16 protein-coding genes are annotated in these 16,324 nt (G+C 51.9%); 3 read left to right on the top strand and 13 right to left on the bottom strand.

Annotated features, from left to right (window positions below; translation table 11 throughout):
- Positions 1 to 13: 13 nt before the first annotated feature.
- The 3 genes from AC6IZD_RS18770 to AC6IZD_RS18760 all read right to left on the bottom strand — a co-directional run bounded on the left by AC6IZD_RS18770 (position 14) and on the right by AC6IZD_RS18760 (position 3,278).
- Complete coding sequence (locus AC6IZD_RS18770; RefSeq protein WP_497785179.1) at positions 14 to 1,000, bottom strand: GDP-L-fucose synthase family protein; 987 nt, start codon at positions 998 to 1,000, stop codon at positions 14 to 16.
- Positions 993 to 2,075, bottom strand: coding sequence for a GDP-mannose 4,6-dehydratase (gmd, locus tag AC6IZD_RS18765; protein WP_497785178.1), 1,083 nt, complete (start codon positions 2,073 to 2,075; stop codon positions 993 to 995). The genes AC6IZD_RS18770 and gmd overlap by 8 nt, the downstream gene beginning before the upstream one ends.
- Before the next feature lie 171 nt (positions 2,076 to 2,246).
- The gene (locus AC6IZD_RS18760; RefSeq protein WP_497785177.1) at positions 2,247 to 3,278 is read right to left on the bottom strand and encodes an acyltransferase family protein; all 1,032 of its coding nucleotides are present in this window, start codon (positions 3,276 to 3,278) and stop codon (positions 2,247 to 2,249) included.
- 454 nt (positions 3,279 to 3,732) lie between these two features.
- Here AC6IZD_RS18760 and AC6IZD_RS18755 point away from each other — a divergent pair, with 454 nt between their 5' ends.
- Complete coding sequence (locus AC6IZD_RS18755; protein ID WP_497785176.1) at positions 3,733 to 4,800, top strand: acyltransferase family protein; 1,068 nt, start codon at positions 3,733 to 3,735, stop codon at positions 4,798 to 4,800.
- Positions 4,801 to 5,195: 395 nt separating this feature from the next.
- Entirely contained in the window at positions 5,196 to 5,615 is a 420-nt protein-coding gene (locus AC6IZD_RS18750) for a hypothetical protein (RefSeq protein ID WP_497785174.1), read from the top strand.
- 924 nt (positions 5,616 to 6,539) lie between these two features.
- On the opposite strand, the gene AC6IZD_RS18745 is transcribed toward AC6IZD_RS18750, so the two are convergent.
- From AC6IZD_RS18745 to AC6IZD_RS18730, 4 genes are all read right to left on the bottom strand, one after another.
- Positions 6,540 to 6,881: a protein-tyrosine phosphatase family protein gene (locus tag AC6IZD_RS18745; RefSeq protein WP_497785173.1), complete on the bottom strand. Its 342-nt coding sequence runs from the start codon at positions 6,879 to 6,881 to the stop codon at positions 6,540 to 6,542.
- Positions 6,882 to 7,204: 323 nt separating this feature from the next.
- Entirely contained in the window at positions 7,205 to 7,582 is a 378-nt protein-coding gene (locus AC6IZD_RS18740) for a DUF6915 family protein (RefSeq protein ID WP_497785172.1), read from the bottom strand.
- A 1,166-nt stretch (positions 7,583 to 8,748) separates the two neighbouring features.
- Positions 8,749 to 9,534, bottom strand: a complete 786-nt coding sequence (locus AC6IZD_RS18735) for a hypothetical protein (RefSeq protein ID WP_497785171.1) — start codon at positions 9,532 to 9,534, stop codon at positions 8,749 to 8,751.
- A complete protein-coding gene (locus tag AC6IZD_RS18730; RefSeq protein WP_497785170.1) occupies positions 9,531 to 10,205 on the bottom strand; it encodes a hypothetical protein in 675 nt (224 codons plus the stop codon). The genes AC6IZD_RS18735 and AC6IZD_RS18730 overlap by 4 nt, the downstream gene beginning before the upstream one ends.
- Positions 10,206 to 10,339: 134 nt before the next feature.
- On the opposite strand from AC6IZD_RS18730, the gene AC6IZD_RS18725 reads away from it, so the two are divergent.
- On the top strand, positions 10,340 to 10,627 hold the full coding sequence (locus AC6IZD_RS18725; protein WP_497785169.1) for a hypothetical protein: 288 nt from the start codon (positions 10,340 to 10,342) through the stop codon (positions 10,625 to 10,627).
- A gap of 490 nt (positions 10,628 to 11,117) precedes the next feature.
- Here the strand turns inward: AC6IZD_RS18725 and AC6IZD_RS18720 are convergent, their stop codons facing one another.
- The 6 genes from AC6IZD_RS18720 to AC6IZD_RS18695 form a co-directional block, all read right to left on the bottom strand.
- Positions 11,118 to 11,432 carry a hypothetical protein gene (locus AC6IZD_RS18720; protein WP_497785167.1) on the bottom strand — a complete coding sequence of 105 codons (315 nt, stop codon included), beginning with the start codon at positions 11,430 to 11,432 and terminating at the stop codon, positions 11,118 to 11,120.
- Positions 11,429 to 12,019: a ParA family protein gene (locus AC6IZD_RS18715; protein ID WP_497785165.1), complete on the bottom strand. Its 591-nt coding sequence runs from the start codon at positions 12,017 to 12,019 to the stop codon at positions 11,429 to 11,431. The genes AC6IZD_RS18720 and AC6IZD_RS18715 overlap by 4 nt, the downstream gene beginning before the upstream one ends.
- A 189-nt stretch (positions 12,020 to 12,208) precedes the next feature.
- Positions 12,209 to 13,189, bottom strand: a complete 981-nt coding sequence (locus AC6IZD_RS18710; RefSeq protein WP_497785163.1) for a replication protein RepA — start codon at positions 13,187 to 13,189, stop codon at positions 12,209 to 12,211.
- Positions 13,190 to 13,193: 4 nt separating this feature from the next.
- The gene (locus tag AC6IZD_RS18705; protein ID WP_497785161.1) at positions 13,194 to 13,409 is read right to left on the bottom strand and encodes a helix-turn-helix transcriptional regulator; all 216 of its coding nucleotides are present in this window, start codon (positions 13,407 to 13,409) and stop codon (positions 13,194 to 13,196) included.
- Positions 13,410 to 13,804: 395 nt separating this feature from the next.
- Positions 13,805 to 14,977 carry a hypothetical protein gene (locus AC6IZD_RS18700; RefSeq protein ID WP_497785159.1) on the bottom strand — a complete coding sequence of 391 codons (1,173 nt, stop codon included), beginning with the start codon at positions 14,975 to 14,977 and terminating at the stop codon, positions 13,805 to 13,807.
- On the bottom strand, positions 14,977 to 16,209 hold the full coding sequence (locus AC6IZD_RS18695; protein WP_497785157.1) for a tyrosine-type recombinase/integrase: 1,233 nt from the start codon (positions 16,207 to 16,209) through the stop codon (positions 14,977 to 14,979). Before AC6IZD_RS18695 ends, AC6IZD_RS18700 begins: the two co-directional genes overlap by 1 nt.
- Positions 16,210 to 16,324 lie beyond the last annotated feature (115 nt).

Raw genomic sequence — 16,324 nt, 5'->3', positions numbered from 1 at the left:
ATCATCAAAGTGGTTATGACTCGTTGCCCTGTGAATTGCGCGTGATTTCGAGATAATCGTTGTACGTTGAACGCAGCCCATCGCGTAGAGATATCTCCGCCTGCCATCCGAGTTTCTGCATCCGGCTCACATCGAGAAGCTTGCGCGGCGTGCCATCTGGCTTCGTGTGATCAAATCTCAGCTTTCCCTCGAACCCAACCACTTCAGCTACAGTCCTAGCCAGTTCTTCGATAGTCATATCGACCCCGCACCCAACATTGAAAAGAGGCGGATGTTCGACCGAAGCGCATAGATCCAAATACTTGTCCTCTGGGATTTGCAGCATGTGAACACACGCTCTACCAAGGTCGTCGCTATATAGAAATTCGCGACGAACTTGTCCAGACCCCCAAACCACAACTTCCGATGCACCGCTTACTTTTGCGACGTGCATTTTCCTCAGAAGCGCGGGTAAAACATGCGAATTCTGCGGGTCGTAATTGTCATTGGGGCCATACAAATTGGTAGGCATCAGGGCTACAAACTTCGTTCCGTACTGCCGGTTTAGTGCCCAGCACATCTCGATGCCGGCAATCTTCGCCAAAGCGTATGGCCGATTTGTTAGCTCGAGAGGTCCAGACAGCAGGTATTCTTCACGGATCGGCTGAGGACAGTCTCTAGGATATATACAGCTCGATCCCAAGAAGATCAGACGCTTCACACCAAACTCGTACGCAGATTCGATGACACTCGTCTCGATGTTCAGGTTCTTAAAGAGAAAGTCTGCTGGATAATTGGAATTGGCGAGTATTCCACCCACCTTTGCAGCGGCCACTACAACAAAGTCCGGCTTTTCCTCCCGAAAGAACAGCGTTGTAGCCGCACGGTCGGACAAATCCAAATCAGCATGAGTGCGAGTGAGGATCTCGCTGAAACCTGACTTCTGCAGTTGCCGGACGATAGCCGATCCAGCTAGACCAGCGTGTCCGGCTACAAAGATCCGTTCGGAGTGTTTATTCATGGTAGGCGTACACCTTGTATCCGTTACTCTTGACGAGGTGATCGCGTTCGGCCGCGATGAGATCCTCTTTCATCATCTCGCGCACTAGCTCAGTGAATGTGGTACGAGGAGTCCAGCCCAATTTCTCTTTTGCTTTGGCCGCATCCCCGAGCAGCGTCTCGACTTCTGAGGGTCTAAAATACCGGGGGTCAACTGCAACGATAACTCGGCCTGAGGTATCGAACCCTTTCTCGTCGAGACCAGTTCCACGCCATTCAATCTGGATTCCAACTTCGGCAGCGGCCGTTTGAACAAACTCACGTACGCTATGCTGCTCACCGGTCGCAATCACGAAGTCTTCCGGCTTCGATTGTTGCAGCATCATCCATTGCATCTCAACGTAGTCACGCGCATGTCCCCAGTCACGCAACGAAGCTAAGTTGCCGAGATATAGACAATCCTGCAGGCCCAGCTTGATGCGAGCAAGTGCACGCGTGATCTTCCTCGTGACAAAAGTCTCCCCGCGTGTGGGCGACTCATGGTTGAAGAGGATACCGTTACATGCGTACATCCCATAAGCTTCTCGATAATTCACCGTAATCCAATATGCATAGAGCTTAGCAACAGCATAAGGTGAACGGGGATAGAACGGAGTGCGTTCAGTCTGTGGAATCTGCTGTACCAAACCATAAAGCTCGGAAGTTGAAGCCTGATAGAAGCGAGACTGCAGCCCTAGAATCCTAATTGCCTCCAAGATGCGCAAGGCGCCCAGTGCATCGGCATTAGCAGTGTATTCTGGCTGCTCAAACGAAACCGCGACGTGACTTTGTGCCGCTAGGTTATAGATCTCGTCCGGTTGAGCCTTTTGACAGACATTGATCAAACTCGACGAGTCTGTCATATCTCCGTGGTGCAATATGAATTTCCGGTCTGCGACCTCTGGCCCTTGATACAGGTGGTCAATACGGTCGGTGTTAAACAGCGAGGTTCTGCGCTTAATCCCGTGCACTTCATATCCCTTGCGAAGTAGAAAATCCGCAAGGTATGCTCCATCCTGTCCTGTGATGCCAGTGATTAATGCTACTTTTCGTTTCAAAGGAGACACGCCTCCCGAACTGCGCCTGCTCAAAACTGTTGCGCATGGACTGTACTGACATTATCGCAGAATTCCGGACGCACGAAGCGCGCTATCGTTATCCGCAGTATTGCCAGTTTGAGGTGCAAGGTCCTTCGTGCATCAGAGCCTCGCATCCTCGCAAGTCGAGATCTAAGAAATAATTCTGCGTCCCCGGAGAAGGTGACCGACACTAACAAGCGCAAGATAAGGAGAAAGCTGAAAACCCTTTGCCTTCACTAGCCCATGAAGGCCATCGAGAACCATGAAGTGAACAAGATAGACGCTAAAGCTTACGCGCCCCACATAAGCCAGCGCTGGGATTTTCAAAAGGCCGGAGACCGGCCACGCCCCGCTCAGAACAAGGCAGGCAAAGGAAGCTCCAATTAGGACGGGGGTAGCCAGCACGGTCCATATGGGTTGATAACTCAGTTCGACTCCGCTCACGAATAGAGCAACAAAGGCGACAGAAAACGCGGGCGCGAGAGTAGAGCGAGGTATCCGTTTGATTCCGTAGAAATAGAGCGAGAGTCCCACGGCAAAGACGGGGTATTGTGTGGGGAACCAGTGGTGGATAAATGCGTCGTTGGCCAGCGACCTGCTATATACGAAAGAAACCAGCGCAACAGGTGTTAGGCACCAGAGGAGAATGACCCGCACCCGATCCCGACGAATCAGAAACAGAAACGGAATCGTGAGGTAAAAGAACATCTCTACGCCAATTGACCACCCGCCGGGGACAACCGAATTGTTCGCTGACGGTACCCAGGTATGAATGAACAGCAAATTGGAGGCGAGGTCAAACACTTGGCTACTGCGTGTTGGTATTGCGTGTCCAGCATGAGTGAGGACAGCATTCTCAGTGACATAAAAGAAGGCGGCCAAGTAATAGAGCGGCGCGATACGGAAGAAGCGCTTAGTAAGCCAGCCGATATTCGATCGGATCCCGTGCCCGAACTTACGAAGATGGGAGTCATAAGTGAGCCCGATAGTAATAGCGCTGACGATGAAGAATAATTGGACACCATACTGTCCAGCTTCTGTTGATACTCTTAGAAAGCCGCCTGGCAATCGGGCAAGTTGACCGGAGTGAACGAGAATAACCCCCAAAACAGCTATTCCGCGGAAGCAATCCAGCCACTGAAGCCTCTCACTCGGCTCAGTATGGGGACTTGTAGGCGACATCGTAATATTATAGGGCGCGTTCCCCGTGAAGCAAAACTCCTAGGGGCCGGTTATGGGGCGCTTTAGTTGACCGCGACAGCGGTAACGCAGTTTCAGTGGCGCAACCGTTTTCCAGGTACGACGAATGCTTTTTTGTGTAATAGCGCCGAAACCAAGTTGCGACTAGCGCAACCGCGAACTCCGGTTGCGCAATCTCCACTATGCGATGATGGCGGCGGCAACGGAAACGTGGCAGCTTTCGGAGTGATGGCTGACCTGCTGTCGGCAACATAAGCTGCGGGCTGAATCAGACTTCAAGGGATCGTTCAATCTGATGTCTTCTCTGTCCGCGGGCGCCGTGCAGGTTACCCAAAGCATGGGCAGCAACTTTCAGATTTGTTGGAGCTACTTGGCGTGCAATAATGTTTCGCAACTGCGAATGCTATGATGTTGCATCTCTCAAAAGGAAAAAGTCTTGGGTCTCCTTAGGATCCTGTTAGCAATAGCTGTCTGCATTTTCCACACTTCCCCTTACCGCACTCATTGGCTTACCGGAAATGCCGCAGTGTATGTGTTTTTCGTGGTCTCCGGCTTTTACATACAAATGGTAATTGCAAACAAGTACACGCTTCAGAAATTGGGAAAGGAATGGAAATCCAAGTTCTATCTAGCTAGGTACTTGCGCTTGTATCCATCCTATGTGGCCGCGCTTCTGTTGAAAATTGCTCTGATCGTGTACATTGCCTACGCCAGTAGGCAGTTGATCGAACCTGCAAAGTCTTGGGCGAACATGTTCTGGCTGGGAAGTAGAGCGCACATGTTGCAGGGCATCATGCTGGGAGTGTCGTCTCTAACGATGTTTGGGCTCAATGTGCCTAGCAATTCTATTCTGGTCATCGGCCCGTCGTGGAGCATCGGTGTGGAGATCGCCTTTTATTTGCTAGCGCCGTGGCTTCTCGTTAAGTCCGACAAGTGGCTATATTATTTTGCGATCGTTGGAGCGGTGATCAGGCTAATCCCCTATGGCTATCACTCTCCGCTGTTTGTGGGACTTGAATGTTTCTGCATGGGAGCCCTATCCTACCGTCACCGAAATACTCTCAACCGATTCGTGAAAGAGGGAAGTCGGTTGCAGTACATGACAACTGCGCTGGTTGTATCTGCGATGGTTATGTGGTCTGTTCCACCTGTCACGTTCATCGCATCCAGCGGCCGACATCTAGGACTGGACTCGATTCTCTATCCATTCGTTTTTGCTTTGTTGATTCCCTCCATATTCAAGGTAAGCAAAACAAACAAGATAGATCGCACGATTGGCGAATTATCGTACCCATTCTACATTTTCCACTCGTTGACGATTAGCGCAATCACGTATCTTTATCCAACAGCAGAAGGGTTGACGCTTTCAGCCGCTGCAATAGCCTCCACTTTGGCGTTTTGCTGTTTTGTTCTATGGCTTGAGTTGCGCACCATAGAGCCTTTTAGAGCGCGATTGTCTTATTCCATCCGGGTTGCTGAGGCTCAGTCTATGTCGTCCGTGTAGTCCAGGCAGCGCTGGAGAGGGAAGACGGTACTTGAAAGATGGGTTCGCTGTTGACCATCTCCGGAAGGATTTCGCAAATAGCGTTCGTTGTTCCGCTGTGATCCCCACGTCGATCCGACCACAACGTGCAGCTTGTAACCATGAATGCTGCCGTCATGCTGACAAGAGGGCGGAAGTCAGCGTGGCGCACAGAAGAAATACTGGAATGCCACTGCCCAGCAGACCTCCGATTTGGTCAAAGATGCCCAGGACACTGTTAAAGCCTGGGGAAGCGTCAGATTGATCCAACTCTCCTTCGTTTCCAGACCACACTCGACCGTACAAACACACTGCTTGCTACGACCAACGATCAGGGCATAAAGGCCGGTCCATTTCTACTTTCAGCGACGAGCTTTGTGGGAAACGCAGATGGTCTAATCTCCGATCCAGCGTTGCAAGCATCTCTGGTTAACATGCAGCGCATGATGGGGGGCGATGCGCTGTTAATGGAGGACACGCATCGCAAGTTCCATCGCTGGTACTATCCGGAGCGGCAGAATCCCCTTAAGACGACTTTCGCACTGCTTCCCGTGGCCGGACACGGGAAGCAGAGTTTTGCTATTACCTTGGACCTCGCCGTTTCGACGACGAGCCAATCAACAGCATGCGCAGCGCAGCAAGGCGCTGCTTCACCGCCGCGAATTCGTCTTCAGCTGCTCTTCGACAAAGGCGGTTCAACCTGTACGAGGTCCGCCATGCAGAGTTCGGCGAAGAAGTCGAGAACTGCGCTCCCATGTAAGCTCGCCGCGTGTTGCGGTTGCGAATATGCGAGCTGAAGAAATCCCGCAGCCTGGTACGCGCCTCAGGACGTGCCCCGAAAAGGGACGGCAACGACGTCGCGGATGCAAGGACGACTGTGGGTTCCCTCACTCATTGATAAAGGACATTATCATGCGCAAACTGCTGGAATAGTGTCCTTGGTTTCCAAGCAGAGCAGTATGCAACCGGACGCCCTATTGAACGTGTCTGCGATCATAATTGGCAACATTGCCAATTATCCCCTGCCGAGAGGAACTGCCCGAATCCCATACCAATCGAATCCTGCAGTTTCTTGCTAGCGCGCGGCTTTCTCCAGATCGCCGGAAGCACTTGGGTGTGCATCACAATGTGAGGTGAAATTGCTGTGCAACGAGGAGCTGATTCAGATGAGCTTCCGGGCTCGCAACACGCTGCCGAGACCTGCGGATAGCTTCGGATCGATACTCCTCGCGCGTTCCAATCGAAGCTGCGTGCGCCGAATCCGCCCCTCGGGGGAGTTGCGCGGGGGAACGGCTTCGGGCGATGCTCGTTTTCTGGGCGCGTGTCCAACGTGCAGGCCGCCGCAATATAGATGGGGATATATGTGGAGATTCTCGTCGCGATAGAGGCAACTTGCGTGCTTCATCGCGCTCAGGAAATTAAGATGGCGAAACTTTCGCCTGTAGGAGCGCCATTCAATTCGTGACAAAGGGCATCCTCCTACGGAATGGACCTGAGTTAATTGGTGGATCGCACAGCTTGGGTGCAGCGTGTTCCTTGCCGCTTACGTCGAGTGCTTTGGGGAATTGCGTTGCGGGAGCGGAGGTTGAGGTTGGTGCGTACAACCGAGGTCATAAGTTTGGGGCACAGCGGTGGCGCGGAATCGTTACCTTAAGTGTGTTCGAACACTGGAGAGCAATGCCAACGAATGTGCAATCACGGTCCGAACTTTTGCGATTTCCTCAAGCGCTGCGTCCAGGTTTTTGTAGCCGACAGCATCCATCCATGCGGCAGCCATGACAGGAGCCCTGCTCCATCCGCTTCCGCAACTGAATGAGCACTGTGCCCCAGCGAATGTTTTCGGAGATGGCATCCAGAATGGAGTCGAACTCATCGACTTCGATCGGTTCTGAATCTCTGATGGGAATGTGCATATAGTTCACCGCAGGATTGCGAAACTCCACCGCGTCTTCGCAGAGCGTGATTACGGTTGTGATACCAAATGGATTGGATTTGGAGAGCAGTTCGGCATCCATCCGATTGCCGACAAAGAGACGCTCCCATGCTCGGGTCATAGAAGTCATAGTGCCTTTCAATGGGGGCTGTGAGACGAAGAGCAGCGTAGAAAAGAAGAAGCGCTCAAGTCCTGCCGGACATGACCGTCGAGATTGAGAATCGAGCCGTAGCGGTCCAGTGAACGGCAAATTGAGGCCGGCAGACCCATTACGGTCACAACTATGCTTCGGCTCTGTGAGGTTCTGGAGATCTCAATGACGAAACTTGTAAGAGGACTTGACGCCGGGATCTACGAGAAACTGAACCCGGAACAGATCCTGCCTCGTCGCCGGCACCGCGGCTGAGGATATCGAAGATGTTCTGAAGCAGCACGGGTGCCAATTGTCCTGATCTAGTTACCGGGAACGTCGTCGCCCTGGGCCGACAGGTGACTCAACAACTTATGTGCAGCCTCATCGAACTGTTGTGGGTCCCAGTAACCATCGAATCGATGGTCCGGATTCATGCCGAAGAAGTCTGTGCTCTTGCTTATCCATTGGCTTTCTATGGGAATATGTCCGCAGTCCTTCAGGATGTGAATGATTGCGGCCTTTCTGCCGCGATCACCGAATAGCTGAGAAGCTCTCTCCACACCCGTCCAGTGGTGCTTCACAAACCGGTGCCGTGGCCCAAAGTCCGCGAACGCGTTATCAATCCACCGATTTACGTCTTCGCATCGGTCGCCGAGAAGCCTTTCGCAGTCGTTACAGTGCTCGTCAAAGTGGGCCAAGGCATTCCTCCTTGAGGCGGATGTTGCACCCGTTCTCGTTGCGGCAATGCTGCAATTAGCCGAGGTGAATTAGCTAAAAAGCCGACTACGTTTCGCCGGCAAAGACTCCACTCCAGAATCCGTCGACGCTCTTCAACGCCCTGGTTACCGGAGGTTGGTTCCAATGAAAAACAAGGTTTGCTGAAGATGATGACAACTCCTCTTCGCGAGCACGGATTCACAACAATAGGAGAATGCCTGTCATGTTTGGTCACGCCGACACGGCCATCCATTGCGTCATGCTTACCCTTAGGAACATTGTCAGAGTCACAATTTCAACAACGAAAAGCCCGTAGGAGTCGCTGGGAGGTGGCCTACGGGCTGGTTCACTCGGTGGAGGTGGACCTATGCAGCCATCGAGTATTGATGGAGGTGCATATGGAACACCACCAGTGGTTGCACATCGTGGTCAACATCGCGCTCGACTGGCGAATGCTGATTGTGATCCTTCTACTGGTAAGGATGCTCAAAACGCGTAAGCGTTAGAACAAGGTGGCAAGTCCCTTGCACGGCTGACCACCGTTTCCTTAGATGCAGATGTTCCAACCCTAGACCGAATTAGTCAAGTGTTCACGTGATCTTTCCCTGCAGTTGGAAGCCATGTATGAAACCAATGGTCGCAAGACAAAACAAGAATTGTGAAGAATTTTCCGTCGACCGAGGTCCCGGTTGCTGCGGCATCGTCGCGCACGTGAGTATGAAAATCGCGCATCCTAGAGCCTGCTCAGGAGTCTTTTGTCTAATCAAATCTGAAAAAAGAAACCAAGTGACTGGAGCCAAGCTTGGCCTGGTAGGCGCGACTTAACTCACGCCCAAATCTTCCCTGAATCTGCAACCTGAATGTTCACCAAATGAACGCCATCGCGACAAAACATCTGTACGTTGCAACATCATTCATTGTCCGATTTCGTCGATGGAAGCCATTTGAGCTGCTTGCAACTCTAGCCAACTTGGATTCCCTGCGAAGGCCTAAAATGCCTGCGGTTCACACAGCACTGAATGAACGGCCGAGCGAATAGTAGTAGTCAGTCCGCAAGTACCTGATAGAGCTAACCTTGCGGCCGATTCAGTTTGAGACATTCTGGGCATATTCTGGATGTGTTCTGCACGTTGTTTGGGCGTCCATCTCACTCGACCCGATCAATTAGGTCCAGGAACGGCATCGCGGTTAATCCCCACTCGGTGCGGATTACGACGTTAAATTCGGGTCCGGAGCTCAGCAGATTTCCAATTGTTGTGAACGCAACAATCACTGCTTTCGGGTGAATTACGTCTGCAAGCGCCGCTACCATCTCCGAGTCAGCGGCGACATACATGACAAGATCGACGAGGGTTTCTCGTTCAAGAATCTCTCCAATCTGTCGCCATCTGTCGAGGGCTTTTGGCGTCCTTTCCAGCTCCAACGCGACCGCTAAGGGGCGCTTTCCGAATCGTTGCCGGGGCAATGAAAAGAACAGATCATACTCCTTAGCTAACCGCTCTTCACCGGATTCACTCATCCTACTTTCGCGTATACCCAGCTCTGAAATCATTCCGGTTGCGGCAAACTCCTGGCGAAAGAAAGCTCGAATCTGAGTCAACTGAAGCGAATGATGAATTGACGTTAGATTCGAATTCCTTTTTCCCGCAGGAGTAATTGAACGGGGACATTTGTGCAGATATGACAGTTCCTGGACGCCACGCTCTGTAGCTGAGTAAACCGCGAATACGCTCGAAACAACTTTCACTTGTCGCACTAAACCGTGTGTCAAAAGCTTTTTGAGCCGGCAATAGAAGGCGCCTTTGCTCCTTACAATGCCAGCATCAACACACTCGTCATAAAGCAATTTGGTATCTATGTAACCCGCATCTAATACTGCGCGAAGGACCGGAACATCAGTATCTGGCCCCAGGACAAAGGATCCTTTCATCATTGCTTGACCCTCGCCATCTGCAAGCTTCTCGCCGCTAGTATCGCCGGGGATGGACTTCCTGTTTCGCGAAATACTTCACGGAGCGCCCTAGCGTTCATCTGTGATTTTTGCTCAAGAGCTTCCGCCCGTTCATATTGCTGGTAGGCTGCCTGCTTCCACTTAGAAGCTTCTGCGTTCCACGTGTCCAGGTCCGATTTCCATTTGATCCGTTCTGATTTCAGAATCATGACCTGATGTTGCGCATCGCCAAGTTGCGCTGCCTTCAGCACAGCTTCGTTGCGTGCCACCGTTTCGCCATGGGTGAGTTCTTTCATTCTCATTGCCGAAAGGCGCAAGTCGCGAAACAACTGCACGAGCAAGAAGAGAAGAACACATGTATCCAAGAACGCCGCACCTGAGATCCACTGGATCAAGAGGACATCAGTTCGGGAGAATGGGAACCAATCGTCCGGTTCATGGGAAGAACTGGCCATTTCGCCTGCGGGTTTCACCTGACGTCCGTTTACCTTTTTGCTGTTCATCGGTTGGGGCTGAGTGCTACTTGCTGCGTTGCCTAGGCGTCCGGCGCTGCCCTTCGAGTGCTGCCTAAGGACAGAATTGATCGCGCAATATGCCAGCACAGACGACCCGACTAGCACGACTGCAAAACACAGAACTGTGAGTAGCTTCATGATGATGCCTCCACTCCATAACTCGGGGCCCAGGGAAATCCTGTTTGAATCGCTGAGTGGTGAAGGTCCGTCCATAGCAATTCGAAACGGCGGCTGACACGTTTTTTGAGGACTTTCCAGCAGTGGAGTAGGTGATGGCATCGCCGACAGAGACTTGCAAGTCTCCTGAGTGCATGAGCCTGCCTTCTGATCTGTGTCAGGTGTCCTCTGACATCGCGGGAGAATGCAAGACGATGGTGCACCACCTCTGCTGGCCGACCGCAACATACACACTTATATCGGTCTTTGCGCAATCGTTTCAGGCGGTTCCCGCCGAACATCTCCCGATCATGTCTACACGAGCCGCAGAAGCGACCTGGGCCAAAGTGGAAATTTGGACAGCTGTGTCCAGCGCATTTACGGAGTGTTCGTTCCGCAAGTAATCCCATATCGAAGTCTCCAAATGAACAAAGTCCATGCAGGACAAACCTGCATGCAAATACGTCGCGCCGCATCGGGCGCTCTTGTACCGGTATTTGTGCTGCGCAGATGGGAGTCCTCGTTGAAAGCGACATGGATACGAAGGCCCATTTTTCCGAATTTGGCGAAAAGGTTCGGAAGAGCGCATTCATTTCCGGGAACAACGTGAGTCGCGCCCACATGTCACCCGGTGATTTGGAGGTTCGATATTCGAGCCTTGACTCGGCTCGCTGCGCTGGGCAAAGGCACAGCGCTACAAATCCTTAGCTTGCATCTTTGTACGGAACAGGATCGGCTAGGGGCGGTCCTGGACTGCTCCTAAACTGCAATACAAATGAGCAGCACTCCGATCTTCTATCGGCGGCTAGCGGTTTTCAATAGCTCTTTCGTATGGATCGCAATTTTGCAAATTGTTGCGTACTCGCATATTCGCCCACGCACACTTTCGTCTACTTAGCGACCTGGACTTTCAGGTGCCTGCGTACGTGCTTTTGTCAGCCATTCATCCAACAACTGCTCGACGAGTTCACTGAACTGAGTTCCCTTTCCTTCTTGCAGTAACGCTATTTTGACGGCTCTATGCGTGTTCTTCCGAATATATGCGGTTACCTGCTCGAACGATCCGTCGCTGCGCTTTCCAAGCGGACCACGCGACTGAATAGCGGGTATGCTGTCGCTGGAAGTTTGCCTCCCCAGCTCCTTTTCCACCTCGTCATTGCGATTAAGTAGCCCGCTAAATCTGCTTCCTGTTTTCTTGTCGATAGTCACAGGATCTGGGCCCCCGCTGCTCTGTAGTCATCCCACGCTTGTTGAGCTCTGGGATCGTCAACTTCCGCGACCGGTACGCCTGCGAGTGCTGCCTTCTGAAATGCTATGAAGCGCCGAATGCCGCCTGAAAATAGGGGAACATTGGCTTCCATGAGTACTTTGCGGGCATCCTCTCCATCATGATTTGGAACCGGCGGGATGATCGTTAGCAACACGCGAAAGTTGGTCGCGCCAACATTTTTCAATTCGCGTACGGTTAACATTAGTGCTTCCAGGGACAAGGCGTCGGGCGTTGTCGGAACAACAAGAAGGTCACATGCCGCCACCAATATCTCAATGTCCTCCGGGCTCGGGCGAGCCTGAGTATCAATAATGGTATGAACATAGTCTCGCGCGTACTTGGTTGCATATCGCTCATCCGCAACTTTGAAAGGTAAACTTCCTCGCTTAGCCCACCCTGACGCGCTTCGGTTCGGATCTCCGTCCAGTAAGAGCGTAGGAGCAGTTTCGGCAAGATATGTTGCGAGATGAATTGAAGTGGTCGTCTTTCCGACGCCACCTTTGAAACTCGCCACTGTGATAATCATCAACATTCCTCCATTGAGAGCTTAGGAAGACCTATTCACGTAGGGTTGCGACTGATCGGGCGGTAAGTACGACCACCGCCGGGTCCCCTGGTGTGAGTGTGCAGCTTGACTCTATTAGCGGAAGTTAATCGCCGGAATCGGCACATGCAGGTGTGCCGCTCTGTATTCTTGCGCGACTCATCGGGCGGGCTATGCCAATATCCTCCCTTTGATGGATTTCCGCTCAGGAACGTGTGGCGGTGATGGATAGAGGCGTATACCGCCTGACACCATTTCGACTCTAGCTTGCTTATATTCTTTGAGTACTTTCCCGAGTTCCCGAATGAACTTGCGTTCAAAGTCCCGTAGCCGCGTGTAGTGGCTTCCGAACTGTCGCGCCAGCAAAGCGTAGGAAAGAGTGCCAGTCGGCGCTTTCAACCTAAATAGCCTGAGAGACAGCCAGTTATAGATGTCCAGTGCCAAGACTGATTTCTTGAGTACGAAAAGTGTTGAGAGATTTGTCGGAACACGGGTGGTCAGGAAGTCCATGAATGCTGCTTCAGTTAGCTGTAAAGTTTTCTCCCATCTGAGTTGATTCGTGCGCCACAAGGTCCAAGAATTCCCGATTCCTTCGACAAACGAATAGTCCCTGTAACGGTCATCCGGTCCGGTTATGGCTATCTTGCACGTTGCGAATCGGTGGACCTGCTCCATAAGGCGTTTGTTAGTTGAGTTCTTTCCCCATTTAGGCACCAATCCTAGTTCCGTCATGAACGCTGTGAGGGAGTCGCCTAGATCGATAATGCGTGACTCGTACATGACTACCTGTAGCCCGATATATGCCAAAATCAGTCGAGGTATTGAGCCATAAGGGATTCCATGGTGGACGCAGACATGGAGTGTACCCTGATAATTCATTGTGACCGGGCGACCAAAGGACGATTCAATTTGATCAGCTCTCTCGATCTGCTCCAGGAATGGCTGAACAGTTAGTCGGCACGCTCCATTCACCCTTGTCCATGAGGGCACCAGCCCTGGATCTCGATGCGGAAGGTTAGTCTGAACCAGCCATCTCGGTACGTATGTAATTGGCCCAAACAGCCGCCGTGTTTCAATGGCATTTATGTCGTCCGGTGCTGTTTCGGCTGCGGAAGACTGCCCTTCGGCGATATTTGCGAGTGATAGATTCATCTCTTCAAGCCTGCCGCCGATTGCTTTCGATTTGTTCCGCGATGTACTGGTCTACTTCGGCTTCGATCCAGGCAACACAGCGGCGGCCTCCAAGTGAGATTTGGCGCGGAAACTTCCCTTTCGCAATCTCGTCGTAGAGCGTAGATCGGGAGTACCCCGTTTTCTCGAGGACCCGGGGCAAACGTAGGAGCTTGAGAGACACCTGTACGTTCCTTTGCATGGCGTCAGTCTCGCTCGGACGACGGTAGACGACGAGGAATGTATACGAGCTTTATTTGTTCCGGGTTATAGAGGACGGCGTGATGGTGATACTTCCGGCTCTCAAATCACAAGGCGCCTGTGGTAAAACGCATATCCACACTTTTTTGGATCTACTACCGGGTATTTAAGATTGAGAGGAAGAATATAGGTTTCTTTATGGCGACCGATGGGGTGTTGTCTTGCGACTGATGGGGCGCGAATGGCGTACGAATTTGGCCGCCTTCGTCCGCGACCGTTCAGGCGGAACTGGCGAGGATTTCCACAATTGTTTTGTGGAAACGTGCGTACGCAAGATTTCACACCCTCGCGTACCCACGTTTGTGCGTGTTCAGAAGAGGTGAAACATCGTAGTTGCTAGTACGGTAAGTCTTCGAACGAAGCATCCTCTGGTAAATGGGGGTCGGCAGCAGCCGTTTCAGCAAGGCCACATTCTCTATACAACTCGTCCCAGTATTCGTCTGGGTAATCCCCTAAAAATGTCGGTTCAGAAACTCCGAAATCCTCGCAATCTTGTGCTTGCTCCGCACGAACTGCCGCTATCTCGGAGTTAGGCTGGCCGACTGAGGCCATCTGTTGAAAATCGCTTAGCGCTCTTGCCTCAAGGTCGCGTGATTTGCGGCTGTCTGGATAGCTGAGATCTCTCACCCATCGGAAGACTGTCTTCCTGATATTCTCCGCTTCCTTTGCCTCGTAGCGCTCGCCCAATAGCTTATTGGCAAACTCGTCGTATGTTGGCCTCCTTTCTTTCGAGGCCCGTGTTATGAGGTCGAGATCCATACAAGGGAGAACTTGTAGCCTTGAAACCTCCCTGAAGAAGCTGGCATTAGATCTGCGATTACGACCAGAGCGTTCGCGGGATGCCTTGTCGACAACACTTATCTTAGGCTGCCTTGTCTTTTCACCTGGCGGGAGCGTTGTAAGCCGACCAACGAACTTTTGGAATTGTGAGCACAATAGTTCGTTTGACATTCGCCATGGAAAATTCAAAAGCCAATCTCCGGCGTAGTCGAAAGGTTGCTCCAATTCTTCAGCGGCCCACAACTGACTATCGTCACCCATCACCCATTTATTGAGAAGATCATGAAATGAGGCATCGTCGCTGCTTCGATTTCGCAATGCTTCTCTTAATAGATTCCTTACAGACGAAATCAGCTTACGATTTGTAAGTGGATGGAAGAGTCCTGCGTTTTCGCTGCTCGTTAAACCATCCCAAAGATAGTAGCTGAACCTGGCTAGCGAGCCGCCTCGCGAGTAAACATCATCAATTGTTAAGAGCGGGTTCCGCACCAAATCGTTGATTCGAGCATAAAGCCCGGAGCTTTCAGCGAAGCGATGCTGGTATTCCGGATCATCTGCAGCGGCCTCGAACAGTCGAACTATCTCACATAGATCCCAGCGCCTGGCGAACTGCACATACCAATCGAGTGGTCTGAGAACTCGCTCATAGGCCTCAATGTTGAAAAGATCTAAGGGTTGAGGTTCCGCAGATTCCGCCTCAGGCGCATTTGCCACGACGGGAGATACCATTAACGAACTCCAATCCGGCAATCAGGCCGTGTCGTAAACGCAACTTGATCAATGTAATCGGCCCAGTGTTGAAGCATTTCCTTCCGTTGATTCGCGTACTCTGCGCGGTTATAAACGCCGCGGACGCCACCGATCGTGTGATTAAGGGCCTTTTCGATCACATCTGACGGAAACCCCTGCTCATTGAGCAGTGTGGAAGCAGTGCGACGCATGTCGTGGATGGTGAATGGAGGAATCTCGAAGTTGATTCCGTCAAGGGCTTTGTTGAGGGCGTTCTCGGCAAACGGCTTTGACAAGCTACGTCGACCTGGCATCACGAGCTTGGACTCTCCAGCGAGATATTTGAGCTCGTGGAACATTGTGGACACCTGTCGTGACATGTAAACAATGTGGGCTTTCCCAGTCTTTGTGTGTTCCTCCGGAATTTGCCACTCACCTGCATCAAAATCGAACTCGCTCCAGTCGGCTTGAAGGATTTCAGACTTACGAATCAACGTAAGCAGAATGATATGGAGCGCGAGTTTGAACTGCCTTCGAATGTTCGCGGAGTAGAGCGTCTGAAGGTATGAGGTAATTTCTTTCGGTGACAACGCCCTTGTTCGCGACCTTGCACGAGAAATGAAACGAGTTGGCGTGGCGAGGGCGGGATTGTTCAGTGCGACGCCGCAAACGATCGCGTAATCAAAAATTCGCCGCAACAGATTCCGAATGCCGGCAGCTGCCGATGGAAATCCATTGTCGCGTTTTCTAAACACGAGGCTCTGTATGTCTGCTGCGGTAATGTTCTTCAGGCACTTGTTGCCGAATGCGGGATAGATCTCTTTATCCAAGTAGCGGCGAAGAATGCTCGTGTCTGCCACGTCTCGTTGCGCAATTTCGGAAAAATAACGCTCCCCAAATTGACGGACGGTTGTGTCTGCGGCAAGTGCCTCCTTTGCAAGCTGCTTTTGCAGTGCCGGTGATTCGCCCCTTGCGACCATAGCCGCGAGTTCGTCCCTTTTTTGGCGGGCAGCCTTCAGTGTGATCTGAGGATACTTTCCAAGTGCCACCTTCTCCAATTTTCCGTTTAGCCGATACCGATACCGCCACGCCAAGGTCCCCGAAGGGAACACTTCGATCCAAAGTCCTGAATGCCCGGCGTCACGTATGTAATAGCGCTCCCGCCTGACCTCCAGAGCACGAATCCGAAGCTCCGTTAACGGCCTTGGTCCATCGCTCTTTTGCTGACTCACAGCTCCTCCGAGTGTGTCCACGCAAGCAGTCTGTGACACAGGATCACTATTGTGGACACGCATGTGGACACATATCCAGTCGTTTTTCAGTGTACCCGACCGGACATTAGTGGAT

The sequence above is a fragment of the Koromonas humicola genome (assembly GCF_059726255.1).
The sequence above is the reverse complement of the archived record's forward strand: the minus strand, read 5'-3'. Positions and strand labels throughout refer to the sequence as shown.